Below are 19880 nucleotides of genomic sequence, written 5' to 3'. Positions count from 1 at the left end.
GCATGTGTTAAGCACGCCGCCAGCGTTCGTCCTGAGCCAGGATCAAACTCTCCGTTGAAGACTCTAGATTACGCAGCCGAAGCCACAAATCAGTCATAGACATCGAGTCAAATCACTAGCAAAAAAAACTCAAACTAGCATAAAAACACTGACCCTCCTCCGACGGAAGAAGGAAAAGAGCCAGCAAATACCCACACCACACAACCAACCCTCCAAAGAAGAGCCGGCACATATGATGCGGAGTACCAAAAAACATTTGGCACTGACATTCATCGACACACTGTTGAGTTCTCAAAGAACACGCGCACACCAACACAATCCGAAGACATTTCCTCGGTGCGTTGGGGCAACCGTTCAAACTTATATCTTTCCGTTCTCCCGAAGCAAATCGAGGAGATCGGCCATCTCCGAAGAATCGAATCTTGCCCGATTTCTCAGAGAAGTTCAGGCGCCGCCGTCCAACCGCGTGTCCCCGGCCTCTCGGTCGGGGTTGGTGTCCGTGTCGCTCTGACCTGGAATAAGTTACGCGACGGAGAACGGAGCGTCAAATCCCCAGGTGGGGGCACCCCGCTCGGTTAAATCCGCTGGTCGATTCGTGGATCCGACCGGACAACCGGGGGCCGCCCATGAATTACACCATTGTGATGCGCAGCACGCTAGTCCGAAGCTATCCGCACGCCGGCGAAATTGCGCTTTCCGCGGCGCAGAACGAGCCACTCCCCGTGCAGGAGATCGGAAGGTTCCGCCGTCCATTCCTCCCCGGAGACCTTTTCGTTGTTGACGTACGCGCCGCCTTCTTTGACCGCTCGTCGCGCCGCACCCTTGCTCTCGCACAGTCCGGTTGCCACGAGAAGGTCCACGATGCCGGCGGGCTCCCCCTGTGCGATCTCCGCGATCGAAGCCTCGCGCAGTGCCGCAGCCAAGGTTGTGTCGTCGAGTTCTCGGAGCTCTGCTCGACCGAAAAGCGCCTTGCTGGCCAGTTCGACGGCACGAGTGTTCGCCTCCCCGTGCACGAGCGTCGTCATCTCGGCAGCGAGTCGACGCTGGGCCTCCCGGGCCTGCGGACGTTCCTCGGTCGCCTTCTCCAGTTCGGTCAGTTCTTCCTCGGAGAGGAAGGTGAACCACCGCAGGTACTTGACCACGTCGGCATCGGCGGTGTTCACGAAGTACTGGTACCACGCGTACGGACTCGTCATCTCGGGGTCGAGCCACAGACTGCCCCCTCCTGTCGACTTCCCGAATTTTGTGCCGTCCGAAGACGTGACGAGCGGGACCGTCAGCGCGTGCACGGACTCACCGTCGACACGACGATTGAGCTCGACCCCGGCGATGATGTTTCCCCACTGGTCCGATCCGCCGACCTGCAGCGCGCATCCGTGGTTCCTGCGCAGCTGCAGGTAGTCGTTCGCCTGAAGCAGCATGTAGCTGAACTCCGTGTACGACATGCCGTCCGACTCGAGACGCCGCTTCACGGTGTCGCGGGCCAACATCACGTTCACCGAGAAGTGTTTTCCGATGTCTCGGAGAAAGTCGACGGCCGACAGGTTGCCGGTCCAGTTCATGTTGTTCTCGATCACGGCCCCGGTCTGCGAATCATCGAAGTCGACGAAGCGCTCGAGCTGAGCGCGAATCCGCTCGGACCACTCCGCCACCGTGTCTGCGGAGTTCATCGTTCGCTCCCCCACGTCACGCGGGTCGCCGATCAATCCGGTGGCGCCGCCCGCCAGGACGATGGGTCGATTGCCGGCGCGCTGAAAGCGCTTCAGGGCAAGGAGAGGAACCAGGTGGCCCGCGTGCAAGCTCGGACCGGTCGGGTCGAACCCGGCGTACAGCGTGACCGGACCCGCGTCCAGATCACGGCGCAACGCATCGAGGTCGGTTGACTGGGCGATGAGCCCACGCCACTGGAGTTCGTCGATGATGTTCTCAGTCACGACGTCGATCATCCCATCCCCGCTCGTGCGGGCGTCGCCCGCGGGCTACGCCGGTACGCCGACACCGATCCGGAATCCGGCAACCAGAGTCGCCACGGACGGTCGGCCGCGCGACTCACACCCACTCGCGGTCCCGCGACCCGACGCTCGTTGCTTGTCTCCGATCCCTCTTCTTCCCGTTCCAGACGAATCCGAGAAGAAGGAGTGAGAAGGTCCGTCCCGTTGTCGGACAGATCGACGCCGACGGCGGCTCCCAGATTTCCCGGTCCACGGGCGAGGTCGCGGGCACGTTCACAACCGGGTCGTCGCTCGCGCACGATCGACTCCCCCTCGACGATCTCGCCACCGCGCAGGAGAACCCCGCCGGCGTCGCCGAACGGGCCGTAGGAGACGTTCATGCAGAAGTGCATCCCATAGCTCCGGTACACGTAGAGATGCCCTGCCTCACCGAACATCACGGCGTTGCGTTCCGTTCGACCCCGAAAGGAGTGGGACGCCGGGTCCGGCCAGGGACCGTCCGCTTCTCCGCCGTACGCCTCGACTTCGACGATTCGGACGGCAATCCCGGGCAGCCGCAGTACCGCACCGAGAACGTACTGCGCGGCCTCGACGGGAGTCTGGGCACTGGACAACACTTCGCGCTTCATCACGGCAATTGTGCCCCTTGACCGCGAACCGGCGCCCGTTCCATAATTCACCGAACGATGATTTCATCATTCGGTGAATTGAGGCGCCATGTCCGAGGAACCTGCCGTAGAGATACGCGGCCTACACGTGGTCCGAGGCCACAAACCCGTCCTGCACGGAATCGACGTCGATGTGGCGAGCGGGTCCATCACCGGCTTGCTCGGCCCGTCCGGCTGCGGAAAGACCACATTGATGCGGTGCATCGTCGGCACCCAGATCGTGAAGTCCGGAACCGTGACCGTGCTCGGCCGACCTGCCGGTACCGCTCCCCTACGCAATCGCGTCGGCTATGTGACCCAATCGCCGAGCGTGTACTCGGACCTGACGGTGAAGCAGAACGTCGGGTACTTCGGCGCACTACACGGAGTTTCTAAATCTACTGTGTCGGACGCGATTTCAGTCGTGGGTCTCACCCCGTACGACCAACAGACCGCCGCCGACCTCTCCGGTGGGCAACGGGGGCGGGTCTCGTTGGCCTGCGCCTTGGTATCCAACCCCGATCTGCTCGTACTCGACGAGCCGACTGTGGGGCTCGATCCGGTACTACGCGTCGAACTCTGGGAGCGCTTCGCGCAATTGGCCGCAGGCGGCACCACCCTGCTGATCTCCAGCCACGTGATGGACGAGGCCGACCATTGCGACTCGCTGCTACTGATGCGCGACGGCCGAGTTCTCGCGCACCCCACCCCTGACGAACTCCGAAGTCGGACCGGCGAAACGAGTCTCGAGGATGCCTTCCTCAGCCTGATCCAGAACGCCGAGCGGGAGGTATGACGCGATGAACCCTCGAATTCTCCTCGTGACTGCGGGTCGCGTCCTGGCGCAGCTGCGGTCCGACCATCGCACGGTGGCCATGATCCTCGTCGTCCCCAGCGTCCTGATGATCCTGCTGTATTTCCTGTACCAGAACATGCCGACGATGCCGGGAGAGCAGTCGCTCTTCGACCGGATCGCGATCACCATGCTGGGGATCATCCCGTTCGTGATCATGTTCCTGGTCACGTCCATCGCAATGCAGAGGGAGCGCACCTCGGGAACTCTCGAACGCCTGCTCACCACACCGATGGCCAAACTCGACCTACTCGGTGGGTATGCGACGGCGTTCTCGGCATCGGCAGCTGCACAAGCCGCACTGGCCTGCGCGATATCGTTCGGCTTTCTCGGCCTTTCGACGCAGGGCGCCGTCGGTTGGGTCATTCTCATTGCCATCGTCGACGCAGTGCTCGGTGTGGCACTCGGCCTACTGTGCAGTGCGTTCGCTCGGACCGAGTTTCAGGCTGTCCAGTTCATGCCGGTCATCGTGATTCCGCAGCTCTTCTTGTGTGGTCTCCTCGTACCGCGTGATCAACTTCCGACCTGGCTCGAATGGGTGAGCAACGTGTTGCCGTTGAGCTATGCCGTCGAGGCGCTCGACGAGGTAGCGCAGAACCCGGGTACCACCGCGACCATGTGGCGGGATCTCGCCGTCGTAGCGCTCTTCGCAGTTGCCGCACTGTGCCTTGCCGCGGCCACACTTCGCCGTCGTACGCCCTAGGAGGTCAGCGATGACTTCGCCAGAAGCACGCCGTCGTACCGGGCGCCGGCCAGGGAACCCCGACACCCGTGCCCGCATTCTCGAATCCGCGCGCGCTCGGTTCGCCCGGACCGCGTACGACAATGTCTCGGTTCGTGCAGTCGCCCACGACGCCGGCGTGGACGCCGCCCTCGTTCACCATTACTTCGGCACGAAGAAGCAACTGTTCGTCGCGTCGATTCAACTTCCGGTCGACCCCGCCAGAATCCTCGCTCCGCTCCGAGACGCCTCGATCGAGGGGTTGGGTGCTCTACTCGCCGGATTGGTTCTGCCGGTGTGGGAATCACCCGAGCGGCACGCGGTGATCGCACTGTTTCGCTCAGCGATGGCGGGCGACGACGTCGACCTCGTTCGCAGCTTCTTCCTCGAGGTCGTTCTCCGCGAAATCACACCACGGGTGGACCATCCGGCCGGAACAGGGGCGCTTCGTACCCAACTCGTCGTATCGCAGATGTTGGGGCTACTGGCCACACGACACATCCTCGAACTCGATCCGCTCGATCGTGTACCGATAGACGGGTTGGTCGAGATCGTCGCGCCGACGCTGCAGCGCTACCTCACCGGCCCGCTACCGAACTCGATACGAACGAGCCCCGAAAGCTAGCTGGCGGAACCCGACTCCGCTGCCCGTGCAACGAACGACTCGTGTTCGTCTTCACCGACGTCGCGACCCTCGTCGATCAACAGAACCGGGATTCCGTTCTCGATCGGATACGCACGGCGCAACCGAGGGTTGTAAAGAACCTCGTCTGCGATCAGCAGAAGCGGCCCCTTGTCCTGTGGGCACGCCAGAATGCTGAGCAACGTCGCATCGATCGCCACGTGAAGATCCTCTCGACTGTTCGACAACGCGTTCGGGTGACCGCGGCGTTCAGGCTACCGCGCGTCGCTCGAAGCAGGCGCAAGCACCGATGCCGACACGATGTTCGCGGCCACTGCCTTCGTCATGCGCTTGTAGCGTCCGCACTCGACATCGAGGTACCACGCGCGAGCACTCGGCTTCGGGATACCCGCCGCACGCAGGGCCGCCGCACTGGGACGGAACGACGGGCCGAGTGGAATGGACTCGACGACGTGGATGATGTCGGGCCGCATCGCGATCGGCAACGAATCGAGCGCATCACCCACCTCGGCGATACGGGGCACACGGCCCGGCCGCAGAGTCACAGCTGCGACGGCCAGGCTCACGTCGCCCTGCGGGACCCCGTAGACGACGGCCATGTCGATGCGGTCGACCGCGACCAAGGTATCCACGATCGGCTGGGTGTAGACGATTCCGCGACTCGTCGCGATGACGGTCCGCTTGTGATCGACAAGCCAGTAGTCGCCGTCCTCGTCCCGGCGGAAGAGGTTCTCGGTCGGGATCCACGCATCCCCGGCTTCGAAGATTCCCCGCATCGCAACATTCGTTCGCTCGGCGTGTATTCCGGCACGACCGAGGAGCAGCCCCACCTCGTCGACACCACATTCACACACGAATCCGTTCTCGTCCTCGAGTAGACGACGGGCCGTGGGGTCGTAGGCAGCGATCCGCACATCGGCACTGCCGGGAAGTGGACGCCCCTTCGAACCCACCTTTGCTCCTGCGACATTGGCAAGAACGACGTCACCCTCGGTCGACGCATAGAATTCGAGCACTTTCGCCGGGGCGAAGCGCTCGGTGGTACGCCGCCACAAGCCGGTCGGCATCCCCGAACCGATGAACAGGCGGACATTGTGGGAGTCGTCCAGTGCCGGTACGTCTGCGTCCAGAATCTCGCGCAACATCATCCACGTGTAGCTGACGACCGTCACTCCGTAACGGTGGATCTCCTCTGCGAACCGTTCGGGTTCGATTCCGGCCGACAGAGCAATTCGTGAACCACCTGCGATGGCACCCCCGAGTGCCGCCAACAGGCTGGACGAATGATGCAGCGGCGCAAGACAATACACTGTGTCGCTGCGGTCCAGATCGGCCGCGGTGGCGGTACCGAATGCGGACAACGCCCACCGGTAGTTGGTGATGTGCTTCGTCTCGAGCTGCCCGTTCGATTCGGAGAAGATGATGAACGCCAACTCTCGGGCGAGACCCGGATCCGGTTGGTACCACCCGGGAATTCGAACGGAGTCGGGATCGATCTGCTCGAGGTCGATCACGTCGCCGTTCGCCGGGAGGTCCAGATCTCGCAGTTCGCCACCACCGAGAACGAGGACCTGCTTACCGGTCGCCATTGCGTCCTCGAGGTTCTCGGGGTCCGCCACGATCTGTTCGACGTTCCCCAGTTGCACCGCCGCGTCGAGATTCGATCCCGGCGCCAACAGCACGGCTACCGCGCCGATCCGCGACAGTGCCCCGATCGTCGCCAAAGCACTGGGCCGCGTCTCCATCAGGACACCGATCCGAGCCGCCGGCCGGACACCGCACTCGATCAGCCCGCGAACGACATTGTCGATTCGATTGTTTGCCGCAGCGTAGGTGTGGACTCGATTGTCGAACAGGAAGCACTCCCCGTTGGGCGCCTTCTTCTTCTGTTCACCGAGCAGGCGACTCATCGAAATCCGGGTGTGCGGCTGAATCTGACCGAGACGTGCCAACCGTGGCAGCGCTCTGGTTGCTTCACTGGACAGCTCGACGGTGCCGCGAACAGCACCCGAGGCCAGATCGCCGATCCCCTTGCTCAGCCCGGCGCCGACCTCTGCGAACGACGCGACGGTGTGCACGATGCGGTCGCTGATGGACACACCCGTGTCGCTTTCGTCGTGCTCGCCGTAACCCATGAGTTCGATCCCCTGCGGTCGGACGCCCTCGCCCGACTCCACCCAACGAACCCATTCGCCCGACGTCGGCCAGGTGTGAGTGGCTGCCGTGGAACCGACGACCAGCCCGAAATGTCCGGCCCGCATGCTCGATTCGTAGACGTCGGCGCGTGGCGCAGCCCGGCGGATTCCGCGCACCGCGACGGGCTGGCCGATGTCGTCCACTTCACCCACGAACGCGAGGATCGGGCACTTCAACTCGGAGAGCGCAACGACCCGGTCGTTGATGACGAAGCCACCGGTCATCATCCGGTTGTGAACGATGAACTGCTTCAGTAGGTCTGCCACCGCCGGTCCGGACCACCCGACCCAACCGTCGGTGGCCAGGAAGCGGCGCTGTTGCTCACGTGGCAGCAGCGCCTCGCGGTCGTGGAGCTGCATGAGGAAGTCGACCCGCGACTTCAGGGTCTTCACCGGATCGAGCAATTGGAACCCGGTGCGAGCCATCCACCCCGATACCGCGAGCCGAGTGAAAACGTGGTCGGCGAGGAGTTCGGCGCCCTTCGACGCGAAGCCGGCAGGGATACCCAAAGGCAAGGCCGCCAACGTATCCACCGGGCTACCGAAGGTCACGATGCTCGCGATGTTCTTGCTTCTTCGGTACGCCGCAGCCTGATAGGCGAACATTCCACCCTGCGAGTACCCCGAGAGGTGCACATCACGGCCGGTGTGAGCGCGAACCAGATCGATGATGTCGCTGATGGCGACGATGTGATCGGCCAGGTTGCGATCCCAGCCACCCTCTTCGGTGTCGGGGGAACCGAAATCCACGACCCAGGGGTCGATGCCCATGCCGTGCAGTATCCCCACGGCACCCTGATCGCGGGTGACGTCGTATACGTCGGCGGACATCATCATCGGCGGCACGAGCACGATGGGAGGACCGAGTTCCTCGGCGGGAGTGTCCGGGAAGTAGCGACGCAGTCTGTACATCGGTGCCCGCTCGACGATCTCGAACGGTGAGGTGGTCGAATCCGTCTCGAGTCCCCCGAGCCTGACGACCTCCAGCCCGTTCTGAGCGGTGGCCACGATGCGTCGTATCGGCCCCAGAACAGCCTTTGTATTCAGTCCCACGAATACACTCCCAGCCTCATCGAAATGTGATGCACATCTCACAACCCTGAACCTGCACTCACAGTACTGCGAGCGTCAGCACCTGCGCAGTCGACCCCCGCGAGAATGTCGGCTCAGGAAGTCCACTCCCTCAGGGTGCGCGTGAGCTCCTGCACCCTGGTCAACTGTTCGGCGACACGTACACCGGCAGTACCGCCCCGTGCGTTACGCGATGTGATGGAACCCTCGACCGTCAGCACCTCACGTACCTGCGGTGTGAGAGCAGGATCCACGGCAGTGAGCTCTTCGTCGGTCAGGTCTGCCAGACCGACACCGCGTGCTTCGGCCACCCGGACGCACGCTCCGGCCGCCTCGTGGGCAACACGGAACGGGACGCCCTGACGTACGAGCCACTCTGCGATGTCCGTCGCCAGAGTGAACCCTGCCGGCGCCAGTTCGGCCATCCGATCGGTATGGAATTCGAGGGTGCTCACGAGCCCTGCGATCGCCGGGAGGAGAAGCTCCAGCTGAGCGACCGAGTCGAACACCGGCTCCTTGTCTTCCTGGAGATCACGGTTGTAGGCAAGTGGCTGCGCCTTCAACGTTGCCAACAGCCCCGTGAGGTTGCCGATCAGTCGCCCGGACTTTCCGCGCGTCAATTCGGAGACGTCCGGGTTCTTCTTCTGCGGCATGATCGACGAACCTGTGGACCACGCGTCGGCCAGTGTGACGTAACCGAACTCGGGCGTGCTCCAGAGAATGACCTCCTCGGCCATACGTGACAGGTCCACCCCGATGAGCGCCAGCACGAACGCCGCTTCCGCCGCAAAGTCTCGCGACGACGTCGCATCGATGGAGTTCTCCGCCGACGAGTCGAAGTCCAACTCCGCAGCAATCGCCTCCGGGTCCAGTCCGAGCGACGACCCGGCGAGTGCACCCGCACCGTACGGCGACACCGCGGCGCGGACGTCGAAATCTTGCAGACGCTGGACGTCTCGCAGCAACGGATGGGTATGTGCGAGGAGGTGGTGCGCAAGGAGCACCGGCTGCGCGGCCTGCAGATGCGTCTTGCCCGGCATCACCGCATCCGGGTGAGACGACGCTTGCGCGCTCAAGGCGTCGACGACGTCGAGAACTCCCTCCGCCACGCGCCGTACAGCGTCGCGCAACCACATCCGAAACAGTGTGGCGACCTGATCGTTGCGCGAACGCCCTGCCCGAAGTCGACCTCCGACCTCGGGACCGACCCGGTCGATCAGACCGCGTTCGAGCGCGCCGTGGACGTCCTCGTCACTCTCGCTCGGAGCGAAGGCCCCGCTCGCGACGTCGGCGGCGAGGCGCTCGAGACCGTCCAACATGGTCTTCAGGTCTTCGTCCGCGAGTAGCCCGGCCTTGTGCAGGACGCGTGCGTGCGCCTTGGACGCACGCACGTCGTACGGCGCGAGCACCCAATCGAAATGGGTCGACTTGCTCAGCGCCGCCATGGCGGCGGCAGGCCCGGATGCGAACCTGCCGCCCCACAAGGCGCCGGTGTTGGTGCCGTGCGAATCCGACATCTCTACAGACCCAGATCGCGCTTCGCAGCGACCTTCGAGGACAGACCGTGGATTTCGACGAATCCCTTGGCGGACGCCTGGTTGAAGCTGTCACCCTCGTCGTAGGTGGCGAGGTTGAAGTCGTAGAGCGACTCTGGGCTACGACGACCGTTGACCACGATGCTGCCGCCGTGCAGGACCAGACGGATGTCACCGGTCACGCGCTCCTGGGTCTTCGCGATGAAGGTGTCCAGGGCGGTCTTCAGCGGCGAGAACCAGAGGCCGTCGTACACCAGCTCGTTCCAGCGCTGCTCGGTCTGACGCTTGTAGCGACCGAGTTCACGTTCGAGGGTCACGTGCTCGAGTTCCTGGTGCGCGGTAATGAGAACCATCGCGCCGGGCGCTTCGTAGATCTCGCGGCTCTTGATGCCGACGAGCCGGTCTTCGACCATGTCGAGACGGCCGACGCCCTGAGCGCCCGCACGAGTGTTGAGCTCCTGGATTGCCTCCAGAACCGACACCGGCTTGCCGTCGATGGCGACAGGCTTGCCTGCTTCGAAGCTGATGATCAGTTCGTCTGGAGCCTGGAAATTGACCGTCGGGTCCTGGGTGTAGTCGTAGACGTCCTTGGTCGGCGCGTTCCACAGGTCCTCCAGGAAGCCGGTCTCCACGGCGCGACCCCAGACGTTCTGATCGATCGAGAACGGCGACTTCTTGGTCACGTTGATCGGGATCTTGTTCTCCTCCGCGAAGGCGATTGCCTTCTCACGGGTCCAGGCGTAATCGCGGACCGGCGCAATCACGTCGAGGTCGGGAGCGAGCGAGTGGAAGCCCACCTCGAACCGGACCTGATCGTTGCCCTTGCCGGTGCATCCGTGCGCAACGGTGGTGCCACCGTGCGACCGCGCCGCCTCGACGAGGTGCTTCACGATCAACGGACGGCTGATGGCCGACACGAGCGGGTACCGATCCATGTAGAGAGCGTTCGCCTGGATGGTGGGGAGGCAGTACTCGTCCGCGAATTCGTCGCGAGCGTCCACGACGACGGATTCGACGGCACCGCAGTCGAGTGCGCGCTGACGCACGACGTCCATGTCCTCGCCGCCTTGGCCGAGATCGATGGCAACCGCGACGACTTCTGCGCCGGTCTCCTTGCCGATCCAGCTGATGGCGACTGAAGTGTCCAGCCCGCCGGAGTAGGCGAGTACGACGCGATCGGCCATGGTGTTTGTGCTCCTTAGGTTGAAGATCTGTAGAGAAGATTCAGTTGTCGAGCGGACGCGTGCTCACGCCAACGATTCGATCATCGTCGCGAGTTCGGTCCCGGTCATCGGTTCGCGAGCCACCACGAGGATGGTGTCATCGCCCGCGATGGTTCCCACCACGTCGGGTAATGATGCCCGATCGAGTGCACTCGCCAGATAGTGCGCTGCCCCAGGCGGCGTTCTCAACACCGCGAGGTTCGCGCTCGCGTCCGTGGAGACGAGAAGTTCGCCGAGCAGGCGGGACAGTCGGTCGGTGCCACCGGACACACCACGTACGGGATTGCCGTCTTCCGGTACCACGTACACCCCCGCTCCGCCGTCGGCCGCGCGAAGCTTCACCGCACCCAGTTCCTCCAGGTCACGGGACAACGTGGCCTGCGTAGCCTCGATACCCTCGAGAGACAGAAGGGTGGCCAGTTCGGTCTGGCTGCGAACCGGATTGGCGGAAAGCAGGGCGATGATGCGGGCCTGACGTCCGGCGCGCGTCGGCGCGGAGGCGCGATTCACAGGTCGGGCGGATACCGCGTCGCCCACCTTCTCCACCGGAGTGGAACTCATCGCTGCTGACCCGAGTCTTGGGAACCGGAGTTGTACGCCAGCAGCCACACGAGCAGCGCCTTCTGCGCGTGCAGCCGATTCTCGGCCTCGTCCCAGACGACACTCTGCGGGCCGTCGAGCACACCGTCGGTCACTTCGTCACCGCGATGTGCCGGCAGGCAATGCATCAGAACGGCGTCGTCCTTCGCGAGGGCCATCAGCTTCTCGTCGATCTGGAAGGGCCGGAACGGGCCGACACGATCGAGACCGTCGTTCTCCTGCCCCATCGACGTCCAGGTATCCGTCACCAACGCATCGGCGCCGGACGCCGCCTGCTGCGGATCGTTCGTGACCGTGACCGACGCCCCGGTCTCCGCGCCACGCTCGGTCGCGGCGTCGACGACCCACTGCTTCGGTTCGAAACCGGCGGGACTGGCGATCGTCACATCGATACCCGCTGTCACTCCCCCGAGCATCAGCGAATGCGCCATGTTGTTGGCGCCGTCGCCGAAGTAGGAAAGCTTCAGCCCCTTCAACTCCCCCTTGCGCTCGACGAGCGTCAAGAGATCGGCGAGGACCTGGCAAGGATGAAACTCGTCGGACAGAGCATTGACGATGGGAACATCGGTGCCCTCCGCCATGGCCTCCAGCCGCTCCTGTCCGAACGTTCGCCACACCACAGCGTCGACATACCGGGACAACACACGCCCGGTGTCCTGCAACGTCTCTTCGCGGCCGAGCTGAGTGCTTTCCCCGTCCACGACCACCGCATGGCCGCCGAGCTGCGCGATACCCATCTCGAAGGAGAAGCGCGTGCGCGTGGAGTTCTTCTCGAAGATGACGCCGACGCCTCTCGGCCCTTCGAGCGGGCGTTCGGAGAACGGCTTCGCCTTGAGCCGAACCGCGAGATCGAGTACCTCCGCCTGCTGCGCCGGCGTGAGGTCGTCGTCTCTGAGGAAATGCTTCACCATCGTCGTCACTTCTCCCCCTGTTGTGCTGCCGTCGAACCGGCGTCGAGTATGCCGGGCAATGCTTCCACGAATTCTTCTGCCTGCCGGTCTGTCAGGACCAGCGGGGGTGCCAGTCGGATCACGCCGGGCTGGGCTGCGTTCACCAGGTATCCGGCGTCACGTGCAGCACTCTCCACGGCCGGTGCGATGTCCTGTGTCAGGACGATGCCAAGCAGCAATCCCGAGCCCCGAACATGGTCGACGAGCGGGTGTCCCAACGCCTCGATCCCGGCGATGATGTTCTTGCCGACCGTGTCGGCCCGCGACACGAGATCCTCGTCGGCAACAGTCCGCAGAACTGCGAGAGCCGCAGCCGCACACACCGGGTTTCCACCGAAGGTCGTGCCGTGCTTTCCCGGACCGAACAGGTCTGCGGTGGCGCCGGTGGCGATGCAGGCACCGATCGGCATTCCACCGCCGAGTCCCTTGGCCAGCGTCATGACGTCCGGAACGATGCCCGCCGCCTGGTGGGCGTAGAACCATCCGGTACGTCCGATGCCCGTCTGCACCTCGTCCAGAACCAGCAGTGCGCCGTTGTCCGACGTGATCTTCCGGGCTGCGGCGAGGTAGCCCTCGGGCGGCACCACGACACCCCCCTCACCCATGATGGGTTCGAGGAATACTGCTGCGGTATCGGAATCCACGGCCGCCGCCAGCGCCTCGGCGTCGCCGTACGGGACGAACTCGACCCCGGGCGGCATGGGCTCGAACGGTGCTCGTTTGGCCGCTTGACCGGTGAGCGCCAACGCCCCCATCGTGCGGCCGTGGAAGGAATTCTCCGCGGCGACGATCTTGGTACGACCAGTGGCTCGAGCCAGCTTGAACGCCGCTTCGTTCGCTTCGGCGCCCGAGTTGCAGAGGAATACCCGGCCAGGAGAACCCAGGTGCGAGAGCAACTTCTCCGCCAGCGCGACAGCGGGCTCGCTTGCGTACAAATTGGACACGTGCCCCAAGGTGCCGAGTTGCTCGGTGACCGCAGCGACGATCGCCGGATGAGCGTGACCCAGGATGTTCACAGCGATGCCGGCCAACAGGTCGACGTACTGACGACCGTCCGCATCGGTGACGACTGCACCCTCGCCTTTCACGAGCGCCACCCGCGGAGCCCCGTAGGTGTTCATCAACGAGTGGGACCAGCGTTGCTGCAGTTCCGGTGTGCCTGTCACGACACGACCACCTCCGATGTGTGAGCGGCGTTCGGTTCGGGCGTGACCATCGTGCCGATACCTTCCCCCGTGAACAATTCGAGCAGAACCGAATGCGCGACACGTCCGTCGATCACATGTGCGGTCGGCACGCCACCACGCACGGCCCGCAGGCATGCTTCCATCTTCGGGACCATTCCTGCGTCGAGCGAAGGCAGCAGCTGTGCCAGTGCATCCGCATCGATCTGCGTTGCCAGAGAACCTCGATCGGGCCAGTTCGTGTAGAGGCCCTCGACATCGGTGAGCACGACCAGCTTTTCGGCGCCGATCGACTCGGCGAGAGCGGCGGCCGCGGTGTCGGCGTTGATGTTGTGCACGATTCCGTCTGCATCGGGGGCAATTGTCGACACCACCGGGATCCGACCCGCCGCAATGAGATCCAGAACCGCTTCGGGGTTCACCGTCGTGACGTCGCCGACGAGACCGATGTCCGCGTGCGCGCCGTCCACCATGACGGTGCGTCTCGTCGCCCGGAACAGGTGCGCATCCTCACCGGAGATCCCCACCGCATACGGCCCGTGTGCGTTGATCAAGCCGACGAGCTCGCGGCCGACCTGCCCGAAGAGGACCATTCGCACGACATCCATCACTTCCGGTGTGGTGACGCGGAATCCACCTCGGAACTCGCCCTCCATGCCGAGTCGGGCGAGCATCGCATTGATCTGCGGGCCGCCACCGTGCACGACCACGGGATGGATTCCCACTGTCCGCAGGAACGCCATGTCCGCCGCGAATGCCGCCTTGAGTCCGTCGTCGATCATGGCGTTTCCGCCGTACTTGACCACGACCACCTTGTCGCGAAACTGCTGAAGCCACGGAAGTGCCTCCGCAAGGACGTGCGCCTTCTGGTGATCGGTGATGTCTGGGAACGTCATGACGAGTATGCCGAGTTCTCTTCTACGTACGCGTGGGAAAGGTCGGTGGTCCGAATGGTGACCTCGCGATCACCAACTCCGAGATCGATGTTCAGTTCGATGTCGATACCCGACAGATCGACGTCTCTGGCGCCGGGGGCGCCCACGCCGTCGATGCACACCGGACTTCCGTTGAAGGACACGGAGATCTTGTCGGGATCCAACTCGACGGGCGCGATGCCCACCGCAGCGAGCACCCGGCCCCAGTTCGGATCCGAACCGAACAGAGCCGTTTTGACCAAACTGTCGCGCGCGACGGTGCGCGCGGCGATCAAGGCGTCGTCTTCGCTCGCGGCCCCGCCGACCGTCACTCGAATCCGCTTGGTCACGCCCTCCGCATCGGCCATCAATTGGTCTGCGAGGTCGTCGCACACCATGGTGATCGCAGCCACCAGTTCATCCTGGGACGGCGTGACGTTGCTCGCGCCGGATGCCAACAGCAACACGGTGTCGTTGGTGGAGGTTGCACCGTCCACATCGAGACGGTCGAAGGTGAGTCGCGTCGCTTCCCGCAAAGCGGCATCCAGCTGTGCCGCCGGGACGGACGCGTCCGTGGTCACGACACACAGCATCGTCGCCAGCGCCGGCGCGAGCATTCCCGCGCCCTTGGCCATGCCACCGACGTTCCACTTGTCGTTGTGGTGCAGCGCCACCTGTTTCGGCACGGTGTCGGTCGTCATGATGGCGTAAGCGGCATCGGTGCCACCACTGATTCCACCAGCGAGTTCGTGCACCACTTCGGTGACTCCGGGAATCAGCTTGTCCATCGGAAGCCGATCGCCGATCAACCCTGTCGAGCAGACGGCAACTTCCACGGCGCCGGTATCGGTGCCCCAGTTGCTCAAGGCCGAGGCGACCTCCTCTGCCGTCCTGTGCGAATCCTGGAAGCCCGCGGACCCGGTACACGCGTTCGCGCCGCCGGAGTTGAGGACCACCGAGCGCAAGCGTCCGGTGGTCAGAACCTGCTGAGACCACAGCACGGGCGCAGCCTTGACCTTGTTGGTCGTGAACACCCCAGCGGCCTCGAGATCCGGACCCTCGTTGAAGACGAGCGCCAGATCGGCATTCCCGTTGGCCTTGATCCCCGCTTGGATACCTGCGGCCCGAAACCCGGAAGGTGCTGTGACACCTTGGTTTCGGAACAACTTCCCGTAGGGAAGTTCGCGTACGTCCGTCTGCACTTCCTTGTTCTGGAATTCTGCGCTCACGGGGCAACTCCCACAGTCGAGAGACCGGCGGTCTCGGGTAGTCCAAGGGCAAGGTTCATCGATTGCACCGCCGCACCGGCCGTTCCCTTCGCGAGGTTGTCGATTGCGGCGACGACCACGAGCTGTCCGGCATCCGCGTCCACCGTCACCGACATCTGAACGGCATTGGAACCGATTACGGCTCCGGTCTGGGGCAACACCCCCTGCGGCAGTACGTGCACGAACGGTTCGTCCGCATAGGCCTTTTCGTAGATTGCCCGTACGTCGGCCTCCGTGGCCGTCGTGGCCGCCGTGCACGTCGCGAGAATCCCACGAGGCATGGGAGCCAGCACCGGCGTGAACGACACCTTCACCCGCTCCCCCGCGAGCGCCGACAGGTTCTGGATGATCTCCGGGGTGTGCCGGTGTACGCCGCCGACGCCGTATGCCCGAACCGAACCCATGACTTCCGCGCCCAGAAGCTCCGCTTTCGGCGCGCGTCCGGCACCGGACGCTCCGGTCACCGCGACGATGGTCACGTTCGGTTCGACGACACCCGCGGAAACGGCCGGCGCCAACGCGAGACTCGACACGGTCGGGAAGCACCCCGGAACCGCAATGCGCGTCGCTCCCCTGAGTTTTTCGCGGCCACCCGGAAGTTCGGGCAGGCCGTACGGCCACGTGCCGGCGTGTTCGCTCTTGTAGTACTTCTCCCAGTCGTCCGCGTTCGACAGGCGGAAGTCCGCACCACAATCGACGATGACGGTGTCGTCCGGCAGCGCCTTCGCGTACTGCGCCGAGTTGCCGTGCGGAAGACCGAGGAACACCACGTCGTGGCCTGCCAACGTTTCCACCGATGTCTCTTCGAGCACGCGGTCGCCCAGCGGAAGCAGATGCGGATGCTGCGACGACAGCGTCGACCCCGCGTTCCCGCCGGCGGTCAGCGCACCGATCACGAGCGAACCATCGAGATACGACGGATGGTTCAGCAGCAGGCGGAGCACTTCACCGCCCGCATAACCGCTCGCTCCCGCGACTGCGACCCGTATCTGTTCGCCCGGTTGCACACTCATATGATCATTATGCATCATAATGCAATTTAATTCATCCGGTAGGTCGGGTCCGGTAGCTGCACAGCTTCCACCAGCGGGTTCGGACTCTACTTTCCGAGCGAACGCCTGATCTCGTCCAACCGCGCCTTGCCCGCCTTCTCCCGCGCGGCCCACTGCTCGTCCACCGAGCGGCCCTGAGCGCCCTCGTGGTCGAGTTCCTCCGCACCGGCGGCAGTCCCTGCCCGCTGTTCGATCTTGTCACGGACGGCATCGAAAGTGGGCACCCCGGTATCGGTGTAGTCCGGCCGTGTCCGATCGGTCTGCGGTGTGTACTGAGCTGTCGACGGAGCCACACCACCTGGAACCAGTCCGCCCGGAGTCGTATCGGAGTCCAGCACCGGCGGATGGGACACCTCACCTTGCCCTTCGGCTGCAGCGAGCACCCCGGCGAGCCCGGGCCGGCCGGCCGACACAGCACGCACGACCTCGAGAAACTCCTCGTCGTTCAGCTGCGACGCAGCTACCAAGACCTCACCGACCTCGACCATCGCGCGCTCCTACCGTTCGGACCTGTCGGACCAGCCTACGTTCGCGCCGGCCTGTTCGAGCGAGGGAACGCAGACCGGCACGCGGTCAGCTTCGGAGCTCGGCACCGACGGCGCCCGCGGCCGCCGCGACGGCCGCGTCACGCGCGGCACTCGCCTCGTCCTCGGTAAGGGTTCGGTCGGCTCCTCGGAATCGAAGTGCGAATGCCAACGACTTGCGTCCCTCGCCGACCTGCTCACCCTCGAAGACGTCGAAGAGCCGCACCTCCTCGAGGAGCTCACCGCCGCCGTCACGTAGGGCCGCTGCCACCTCTGCGGACGCGACGCCGCTGTCCACCACCACGGCAACGTCCTGCAGCACCGCCGGGAAAGGAGAAACCCGCGGCGCGGGCAACCGTTCCGAAAGCGGCAACGCATCGAGGTTCAGCTCGATCGCACACGTGCGCGCGGGAAGTCCGGCGCGTTCGAGAACCGCCGGGTGCAATTCGCCGGCGTGTCCGACCACGACGCCGTCCACCACCAGTTCCGCACATCGCCCCGGGTGCCACGGCAGGTACTGGGCCGCACGCAGTTCGACGTTCACGCCTGCTGCTTCGGCGACTGTCGCTGCTGCCGCGAACGCATCCGCGGCCTCGCACGTGCGGCCAGGCCCCCACGGTCCCGCCGGCTCTCGCAGGCCGGTGAGCACGGCACCGACGTGCACGGGCTGATCGGGAAGCGACGCCAGCAACTCGTCGACCTGTGCATCCGTGGGACGGCGATCGACGGGAAGCGCGGCCACGGGTTTCGTGTCAGGACCGGGCTGCACAACTTGAGCGATGCCGAACAACGACACGTCGCGCTGACCGCGAGCAACGTTGCGCGCCAGCACCTCGAGCAGTCCCGGCAACAGTGTGGTGGCCAGTTCCGGACGGTCCGACTCGAGCGGATTCAGAACCTTGCTCGTGGCACGGCGTGGATCGTCCGCGTCCAGACCCCACACGTCGAACACGTCGGTCGGGAGAAACACCGGCGGCAGCACTTCCACGTATCCGCCGAAGGCGAGGGCCCGGCCGACCGCTCGCTTGCGACGCTGCGACGCAGTGAGCCCTCGACCTGAAGGAGCTGCCGGAAGCACCGAAGGGATCTGCTCGAGCCCCTCGAGTCGAAGCACCTCCTCGACCAAGTCGGCGGGCTGCGTCAGGTCCGGACGCCACGACGGCGGCGTGACGACCAAACGGCCGCTGTCGTCGGCGCTCACCTCGACCGTGCAGCCGACCTGCGTCAGTCGACGCTCGGACGTGCCGGCCGGGTACGCGACGCCCGCGACACGATCGGGCAGATCAGCGTCGATCCGAATCGACTGGTGAGCGGCCTCGGCGCTGTCTTCGGCCCGCACGTCGGTGAGTGTCTCCTCGACACGACCGCCGGCGATCTCGACCAACAGGGAAGCCGCACGGTCCAATGCGGCAACCGGAATCTCAGGATCGACCACGCGCTCGAATCGCCTCGCCGCTTCACTGGACAGCTTGTGACGTCGGCCCGTCTTGAACACCGCCAGCGGATCCCAGATGGCAGCCTCGAGGAGGATGTCGGTGGTCCCCGTGCCGACTTCCGTGCTCGCGCCACCCATCACACCTGCCAGCGACACCACTCCGGAATCGTCGGCGATGACGACATCCTCGGGATCGAGGGCCCGCTCGACGTCGTCCAGGGTGACCAGCTTCTCCCCTGCCGCAGCGCGACGGACGACGAGCCCGCCCTGAACCTTGTCCGCATCGAACGCATGCAGTGGTTGTCCCAGTTCGAGCAACACGTAGTTCGTGACATCGACAGCGGGCGAGATCGGGCGAATCCCGGACATCAGCAACCGACGCTGCAACCACCACGGGCTCACCGCGTTCGGGTCGATTCCGGACACCTTGCGCGCGGCGAAACGGCTCGCGTCCGACTCGCCTTCGAGTCGGACCGGCCATGCCTCACCTACTGCGGGCAGTGGCTCGACTACCGCCGGGTCGGCGAAGTCCAGATCGAACCCACAGGCAAGTTCGCGGGTGAGCCCACGAACCGAGAAGCAGTATCCGCGGTCCGGAGTGATATTGAGCTCGATGACAGTGTCGTCGAGTCCCATCAGATCCTTGGCATCCGTACCCGGTTCTGCCGTCCCCGGCTCGAGCACCAGAATCCCCGAGTGATCCCTGCCGAGGCCCAATTCGGCGACGGAGCAGATCATGCCGTCCGACACCTTGCCGTACGTCTTCCGCGAGGCGATCGCGAAGCCGCCAGGGAGCACAGCGCCGGGCAACGCAACCACGACCAGGTCACCCTCGGCGAAATTGCGCGCGCCACAGACGATCTCCTGTGGCTTCTCGGCGCCCACGTCCACGGCGCAGAATCGGATCGGCTTCTTGAACTCCGTGAGTTCGGTGATCTCCTGAACTCGTCCGACCACGAGCGGGCCGTCGACGCCCTCGAGTACGTCCAGTTCCTCGACTTCGAGGCCGACGCGGACGAATCCGGCGTCCAACTCCTCCGGGGTGACGGACCATCCCGGAGTGGCTCGCTGCAGGATCTCGGTCAGCCAGGATTGCGCTACTCGCACGGGTGC

General features: G+C 64.5%; 17 protein-coding genes. 3 read left to right on the top strand and 14 right to left on the bottom strand.

The features are described from left to right. Positions 1 to 656: 656 nt before the first annotated feature. Positions 657 to 1934 carry a tyrosine--tRNA ligase gene (tyrS, locus tag ACZI8R_RS11190; RefSeq protein WP_463379663.1) on the bottom strand — a complete coding sequence of 426 codons (1278 nt, stop codon included), beginning with the start codon at positions 1932 to 1934 and terminating at the stop codon, positions 657 to 659. An 8-nt stretch (positions 1935 to 1942) separates the two neighbouring features. Then, positions 1943 to 2581, bottom strand: a complete 639-nt coding sequence (locus tag ACZI8R_RS11185; RefSeq protein WP_463379662.1) for a DNA-3-methyladenine glycosylase — start codon at positions 2579 to 2581, stop codon at positions 1943 to 1945. An 88-nt stretch (positions 2582 to 2669) separates the two neighbouring features. On the opposite strand from ACZI8R_RS11185, the gene ACZI8R_RS11180 reads away from it, so the two are divergent. The 3 genes from ACZI8R_RS11180 to ACZI8R_RS11170 are packed head-to-tail and all read left to right on the top strand — an operon-like array spanning position 2670 to position 4798. After that, positions 2670 to 3395, top strand: a complete 726-nt coding sequence (locus ACZI8R_RS11180; RefSeq protein ID WP_463379661.1) for an ABC transporter ATP-binding protein — start codon at positions 2670 to 2672, stop codon at positions 3393 to 3395. A gap of 4 nt (positions 3396 to 3399) precedes the next feature. Then, complete coding sequence (locus ACZI8R_RS11175) at positions 3400 to 4155, top strand: ABC transporter permease (RefSeq protein WP_463379660.1); 756 nt, start codon at positions 3400 to 3402, stop codon at positions 4153 to 4155. A 10-nt stretch (positions 4156 to 4165) separates the two neighbouring features. Continuing rightward, positions 4166 to 4798, top strand: a complete 633-nt coding sequence (locus tag ACZI8R_RS11170) for a TetR/AcrR family transcriptional regulator (RefSeq protein WP_463379659.1) — start codon at positions 4166 to 4168, stop codon at positions 4796 to 4798. On the opposite strand, the gene ACZI8R_RS11165 is transcribed toward ACZI8R_RS11170, so the two are convergent. From ACZI8R_RS11165 to pheT, 12 genes are all read right to left on the bottom strand, one after another. Then, positions 4795 to 5016: a Trm112 family protein gene (locus ACZI8R_RS11165; protein WP_463379658.1), complete on the bottom strand. Its 222-nt coding sequence runs from the start codon at positions 5014 to 5016 to the stop codon at positions 4795 to 4797. The genes ACZI8R_RS11170 and ACZI8R_RS11165 overlap by 4 nt on opposite strands. A 54-nt stretch (positions 5017 to 5070) precedes the next feature. Further along, the gene (locus ACZI8R_RS11160) at positions 5071 to 8064 is read right to left on the bottom strand and encodes an acyl-CoA synthetase (RefSeq protein ID WP_463379657.1); all 2994 of its coding nucleotides are present in this window, start codon (positions 8062 to 8064) and stop codon (positions 5071 to 5073) included. Between the two features lie 113 nt (positions 8065 to 8177). Continuing rightward, positions 8178 to 9599 carry an argininosuccinate lyase gene (argH, locus tag ACZI8R_RS11155; protein ID WP_463379656.1) on the bottom strand — a complete coding sequence of 474 codons (1422 nt, stop codon included), beginning with the start codon at positions 9597 to 9599 and terminating at the stop codon, positions 8178 to 8180. Between the two features lie 2 nt (positions 9600 to 9601). After that, positions 9602 to 10801, bottom strand: a complete 1200-nt coding sequence (locus tag ACZI8R_RS11150; protein WP_463379655.1) for an argininosuccinate synthase — start codon at positions 10799 to 10801, stop codon at positions 9602 to 9604. A 63-nt stretch (positions 10802 to 10864) separates the two neighbouring features. Then, positions 10865 to 11401, bottom strand: coding sequence for an arginine repressor (locus ACZI8R_RS11145; RefSeq protein WP_463379654.1), 537 nt, complete (start codon positions 11399 to 11401; stop codon positions 10865 to 10867). Further along, positions 11398 to 12351, bottom strand: a complete 954-nt coding sequence (gene argF, locus ACZI8R_RS11140; RefSeq protein ID WP_463379653.1) for an ornithine carbamoyltransferase — start codon at positions 12349 to 12351, stop codon at positions 11398 to 11400. The genes ACZI8R_RS11145 and argF overlap by 4 nt, the downstream gene beginning before the upstream one ends. Before the next feature lie 5 nt (positions 12352 to 12356). After that, positions 12357 to 13556, bottom strand: a complete 1200-nt coding sequence (locus ACZI8R_RS11135) for an acetylornithine transaminase (RefSeq protein WP_463379652.1) — start codon at positions 13554 to 13556, stop codon at positions 12357 to 12359. Next, positions 13553 to 14470 (bottom strand): acetylglutamate kinase, encoded by a 918-nt coding sequence (gene argB / locus ACZI8R_RS11130; RefSeq protein ID WP_463379651.1) that lies wholly within the window; start codon positions 14468 to 14470, stop codon positions 13553 to 13555. Before argB ends, ACZI8R_RS11135 begins: the two co-directional genes overlap by 4 nt. Next, positions 14467 to 15690 (bottom strand): bifunctional glutamate N-acetyltransferase/amino-acid acetyltransferase ArgJ, encoded by a 1224-nt coding sequence (gene argJ, locus ACZI8R_RS11125; protein ID WP_463379693.1) that lies wholly within the window; start codon positions 15688 to 15690, stop codon positions 14467 to 14469. The genes argB and argJ overlap by 4 nt, the downstream gene beginning before the upstream one ends. Positions 15691 to 15713: 23 nt before the next feature. Continuing rightward, on the bottom strand, positions 15714 to 16769 hold the full coding sequence (gene argC, locus ACZI8R_RS11120; protein ID WP_463379650.1) for an N-acetyl-gamma-glutamyl-phosphate reductase: 1056 nt from the start codon (positions 16767 to 16769) through the stop codon (positions 15714 to 15716). A gap of 86 nt (positions 16770 to 16855) precedes the next feature. Continuing rightward, a complete protein-coding gene (locus tag ACZI8R_RS11115) occupies positions 16856 to 17296 on the bottom strand; it encodes a hypothetical protein (RefSeq protein WP_463379649.1) in 441 nt (146 codons plus the stop codon). 85 nt (positions 17297 to 17381) lie between these two features. Next, a complete protein-coding gene (gene pheT, locus ACZI8R_RS11110) occupies positions 17382 to 19874 on the bottom strand; it encodes a phenylalanine--tRNA ligase subunit beta (RefSeq protein WP_463379648.1) in 2493 nt (830 codons plus the stop codon). Positions 19875 to 19880 lie beyond the last annotated feature (6 nt).

This window comes from Rhodococcus huquni, assembly GCF_055231055.1.
This window is presented reverse-complemented; position numbering and strand designations above follow the sequence as displayed.

Bases quoted from the DNA above. Each gene is read 5' to 3' on its own strand.
- ACZI8R_RS11185 (WP_463379662.1), bottom strand. From the start codon at position 2,581: ATGAAGCGCGAAGTGTTGTCCAGTGCCCAGACTCCCGTCGAGGCCGCG.
- argC (WP_463379650.1), bottom strand. From the start codon at position 16,769: ATGAGTGTGCAACCGGGCGAACAGATACGGGTCGCAGTCGCGGGAGCG.
- ACZI8R_RS11115 (WP_463379649.1), bottom strand. From the start codon at position 17,296: ATGGTCGAGGTCGGTGAGGTCTTGGTAGCTGCGTCGCAGCTGAACGAC.
- argF (WP_463379653.1), bottom strand. From the start codon at position 12,351: ATGGTGAAGCATTTCCTCAGAGACGACGACCTCACGCCGGCGCAGCAG.
- ACZI8R_RS11150 (WP_463379655.1), bottom strand. From the start codon at position 10,801: ATGGCCGATCGCGTCGTACTCGCCTACTCCGGCGGGCTGGACACTTCA.
- ACZI8R_RS11145 (WP_463379654.1), bottom strand. From the start codon at position 11,401: ATGAGTTCCACTCCGGTGGAGAAGGTGGGCGACGCGGTATCCGCCCGA.
- ACZI8R_RS11180 (WP_463379661.1), top strand. From the start codon at position 2,670: ATGTCCGAGGAACCTGCCGTAGAGATACGCGGCCTACACGTGGTCCGA.
- ACZI8R_RS11175 (WP_463379660.1), top strand. From the start codon at position 3,400: ATGAACCCTCGAATTCTCCTCGTGACTGCGGGTCGCGTCCTGGCGCAG.
- argB (WP_463379651.1), bottom strand. From the start codon at position 14,470: ATGACGTTCCCAGACATCACCGATCACCAGAAGGCGCACGTCCTTGCG.
- ACZI8R_RS11170 (WP_463379659.1), top strand. From the start codon at position 4,166: ATGACTTCGCCAGAAGCACGCCGTCGTACCGGGCGCCGGCCAGGGAAC.
- argH (WP_463379656.1), bottom strand. From the start codon at position 9,599: ATGTCGGATTCGCACGGCACCAACACCGGCGCCTTGTGGGGCGGCAGG.